This is a genomic window from Pseudomonas sp. PS02303, from assembly GCF_029959925.1.
Lineage (GTDB): Bacteria > Pseudomonadota > Gammaproteobacteria > Pseudomonadales > Pseudomonadaceae > Aquipseudomonas > Aquipseudomonas mandelii.
Map to the genome: position 1 here is coordinate 1 of NZ_JASCOM010000371.1, position 4,271 is coordinate 4,271.

Annotated in this window: 3 protein-coding genes; 1 reads left to right on the plus strand and 2 read right to left on the minus strand. The window is 59.9% G+C overall.

From position 1 onward, the window contains the following. Positions 1-89: 89 nt before the first annotated feature. The gene (locus QMX98_RS32720; RefSeq protein ID WP_282411985.1) at positions 90-1,499 is read right to left on the minus strand and encodes a PLP-dependent aminotransferase family protein; all 1,410 of its coding nucleotides are present in this window, start codon (positions 1,497-1,499) and stop codon (positions 90-92) included. A 136-nt stretch (positions 1,500-1,635) separates the two neighbouring features. Between QMX98_RS32720 and QMX98_RS32725 the strand changes: the two genes are divergently transcribed. Further along, positions 1,636-2,523, plus strand: coding sequence for an EamA family transporter (locus QMX98_RS32725; RefSeq protein WP_282411987.1), 888 nt, complete (start codon positions 1,636-1,638; stop codon positions 2,521-2,523). Between the two features lie 105 nt (positions 2,524-2,628). On the opposite strand, the gene prpD is transcribed toward QMX98_RS32725, so the two are convergent. Beyond that, positions 2,629-4,113, minus strand: a complete 1,485-nt coding sequence (prpD, locus tag QMX98_RS32730) for a 2-methylcitrate dehydratase (RefSeq protein ID WP_282411986.1) — start codon at positions 4,111-4,113, stop codon at positions 2,629-2,631. Positions 4,114-4,271 lie beyond the last annotated feature (158 nt).

The following is a 4,271-nucleotide window of genomic DNA, read 5'->3' on the forward strand; positions in this document are numbered from 1 at the left end:
GGCTCGCTCCCACAGTTGATCTCCAGTTGACACAAAGTTTGTGTACGAGAGAGATCCATTGTGGGAGCGAGCCTGCTCGCGAAAAACGATTACACGGTCTCCGCCAATGCTGCCGCCAGCGCATCAAACCCTTGCAGCAACAACCGATCATCCCCCGCCGAATGACACACACTCGCCCGAATGAATTGCGGCACTGCGGCATGCCCGACCGCAAACGCCTCCGCGGTGGCCACCAGGTAATTGTTCTGCTTGAGCTCCGCCGCAATCTGCGATGCTCGCCACGGTTCGGGCACTTCGATCCAGAAGTGTGGGCTGTGGGGATGAGTCTTGTACCCGACCTCTTCTAACATTGGGCTGACCAAACGCTTGCGGCGACTGATTTCAACAATCTGCTGCCCCAGCAACTGCTCGGCGATACCGTTTTCGATCCACGCCGTCGCCAGCTCCATCGACAGCGGACTCGCCATCCAGCACGTCCCGCGCACCGCCGCGCTTAAACGTCCGATCAACGGTTGCGGCGCATGCAGATAACCCGCCCGTAAACCCGCCGAAACCGCTTTGCTCAGACTGCCGATCAACACCGAACGCTCCGGGGCAAAATGGCTCAAGGGCAACGGACGCTGCTGCGCGAGCACGGCGTGGGCTTCGTCCTCGATGATCAGCAGATTATGTTGGCGACAGACCTCGGCAATCGCCTCACGTCGTGGGACGGACATCACCGCCGCCGTAGGATTCTGGAGGGTCGGCGTGCAGTACACCGCCGATACCCGATGATGCTGGCAAACCTCCGACAAAGACTCGGGCAACAATCCTTCGTCATCCATCCCGACACCGATCAGTTTGATGCCGAGCATGCGGGTGACACTGATCAGCCCGGGGTAAGTCAACTGCTCGGTGACCAGAGTGTCGCCGGGCTTGAGCAGCGCCATCAACACGCAGAGCAAGCCGTGCTGGCCGCCATTGACGCAAATAACCTGCTCGGCGCTCGGTACGAAAGCCTGATGCCGCAGCCAATGGGCACCTGCCGCACGATGGCGCGGTAACCCGGCATCGGCCGTATATCCGCTAAGCAGTTGCAAGGTGTATGGATCGCTGGCCAGGGCCTGCAGGCTTTGACTCAGAAAAGCGCCTTCCTGCCCCGGAATCGGCTGATTCCGACTCATATCGAAGTAAGGCTGTGGGTCGTCGCTGACATTGCGAAAGCCGCCATCCCGCACCCGCTCCATCCCGCGCTGACGCACATAGGTGCCATCTCCTACACGAGCCACGACCAACCCTACCCGTTCCAGTTCGCCATAGGCACGGCTGATGGTGCCGATGGTCACTCCCAGGCTGTCCGCTAACAGACGATGGGGTGGCAGCTTGCTGCCGGGTTCGATCAAACCTTCGCCGATACTCTTTTCCAGGGCTTCGGCGAGGCGCTTGTACTTCACGCCGCGCCCCTGAGCCAGGCCTTCGCGCAAGATTGACACCGTGGCAATACTTACTTTGACAGTCATTTCCATCCCGAATAGCGTGCTGAAAACAGGTTCAATCAGGGATAGACCTATTTGGTAACGGGGTCAATTTCGACGACGAAGGAGCACGATCATGTCCACGGCCCTCAGCGCCTTTTCCAGTATCCGAAAACCGTGGCTGGCCGGAGGGGTCACCAGCGTGCTGTTCCTGATCGTTTGCCTGAGCTGGGGCACGACGTGGCTGGGCATCAAGATTGCCGTCGAAAGCGTGCCCCCGCTGACCGCCGCCGGGCTGCGTTTTCTGATCGCCTTTCCGCTGTTTTTGAGCTTTGCCCTGCTGCGTCGCGAGCCGCTGCTGTTTCCCCGGCAAAGCCGCTGGTTTTTCGTGTTCGTCACCCTGTCGTATTTCAGCCTGCCGTATTACTTGCTCAACTACGGCGAGATGCACGTGTCGTCCGGCCTGACCGCGCTGCTGTTCAGCTGCATGCCGGTGTTCATCCTGCTGTTTTCCGCCGTGTTTCTGCGGCAGAAAATCTACCCTTCGCAAGTGATTGGCATCGCCATCGGTTTTGGCAGTCTGTTCATGATTATCCGCAGCCAGGGGCTGCACCTGGACCATGCCGAATTGTTCGGGGTACTGGCGATTCTGGCGGCGGCGGTCATGCATGCGCTGTGTTACATCATCACCAAGAAGCAAGGCAGTGCGATCAGTGTGATTACCTACAACACGCTGCCCATCGGCCTGGCCGGTTTGATGCTCTTTGTGGCGGGATTGAGCGTTGAGGCTCCGGTGTTCGCTGACATCACTGCGCGTTCCTGGGGCGCCTTGCTGTATCTGGGACTGGTGGCCTCGGTGGGCGGGTTTATCGTTTACTTTTTGCTGCTCAAACGCTTGAGCCCGATCATTCTGTCGTTCGTGTTTATTATTTTTCCGGTGTTCGCGGTGGTGATTGGCGCGTGGTATGAAGGGCACAGTCTGACCCGGGAGTTGATGGGGTATTCGGCGGTGTTGCTGACCGGGTTTGCCATCACCAAATTACCCGTCGAAAAATGGCTCAAGGGTTGACGCCGGCCGCCCCTGCAGGAGCCAGGCTGCCGGCGAAGGCGTCTTCAAATACGCCGTCGCCGGCAAGTCGGATCGCCGCACCGCTGTCTTTTGCAGGAATTCGTGTCAGATCACGAACAGGTCGACGAAGCGATTGACCGGGGTTGCCTCCAGCGCAGCCTGGTCCTTGCACAACGCAAAAATCTCTGCACTGCGCTGGGCGGTGAAGCGCGTCGCCAGGTTGGCCTTGAACTTGTCCTCCAGCAACGGAATGCCATCGGTGCGGCGACGGCGATGCCCGATCGGATATTCCACCACGACCTTCTCGGTGCTGGAGCCGTCCTTGAAAAACACCTGGATCGCGTTGGCGATGGAACGCTTGTCCACCTCCAGGTACTCGCGGGTGTACTGCGGGTCTTCGACGATGACCATTTTCTCGCGCAATACATCAATGATCGGGTGCGCCGCGTGGAAACTGTCTTCGTACTGCTCGGCGACCAGATTACCGAATGCCAGCGGCACCGCCGTCATGTACTGAATGCAGTGGTCGCGGTCGGCAGCGTTGGCCAGCGGGCCCACCTTGGAAATGATCCGGATCGCCGACTCGTGGGTGGTGATGACGATTTTGTCGATCTCATGCAGACGATTTCTAACCTGTGGATGAAGCGTCACTGCCGCTTCGCAGGCTGTTTGTGCGTGGAATTCAGCGGGGAAACTGATTTTGAACAGCACGTTTTCCATCACGTAGGTGCCGTATGGGCGGGAGAAGCTGAAGGCGCGCTTGTCTTCGGGCTTGAGCGCCAGATCGTTGTTGGTGTGGCTGAACAATACATCGTAAAAGCCCCACTGCTTCGCCGTCAGCACGCCGGGAATGCCCATCTCGCCACGCATCGCCATGTCCGCCAGGCGCACACCGCGACTGGACGCATCGCCCGCCGCCCAGGACTTGCGCGACCCGGCATTCGGCGCATGCCGATACGTGCGCAGCGCCTGGCCGTCGGCGAAGGCGTGGGACAACGCTGACAGCAACTGCTCGCGATTGGCGCCCATGAGTTTGGCGGTGACGGCGGTCGAGGCGACTTTCACCAGGATGACGTGATCGAGTCCTACCCGATTGAAGGAGTTTTCCAGTGCGATCACGCCTTGAATCTCGTGGGCCATGATCATGGCTTCGAGCACTGCGCGAACGGTCAGCGGCGCATCGCCATTGACCAGGCGCTTTTGCGACAGGTGATCGGCCACTGCGAGAATGCCGCCGAGATTATCAGACGGATGGCCCCATTCAGCGGCGAGCCAGGTGTCGTTGTAGTCGAGCCAGCGCACGATGCAGCCGATGTCCCAGGCCGCCTTGACGGGATCGAGCCGGAATGGGGTGCCTGGCACGCGTGCACCGAACGGGACGATGGTGCCTTCCACGATAGGGCCCAGGTGTTTGGTGCATTCGGGGAAGCGCAGGGCCAGCAGGCCGCAGCCGAGGGTGTCGATCAGGCAGTTGCGGGCAGTGTCGAGCGCTTCGGCGGACTCGATTTTGAAGTTGAGGACGTAATCGGCAATGTCCTGCAGGACGGTGTCGTAGTCAGGGCGGTTGTTCAGGTCGACGTTGGCGCTCATGTTCGATTCACTCTTGAAGTGGTTCGTTGATGGGACCTCGGTTCAGGGATCAATCTCGATGGGTTACAACATTCTTATTGTTGAAATCGGACCTGTAGGAGCCAGGCTTTGGCGCGGCCGGGGGGGTTTGGGGGGCCGGGGCCGCCCCCCCCGGGGCG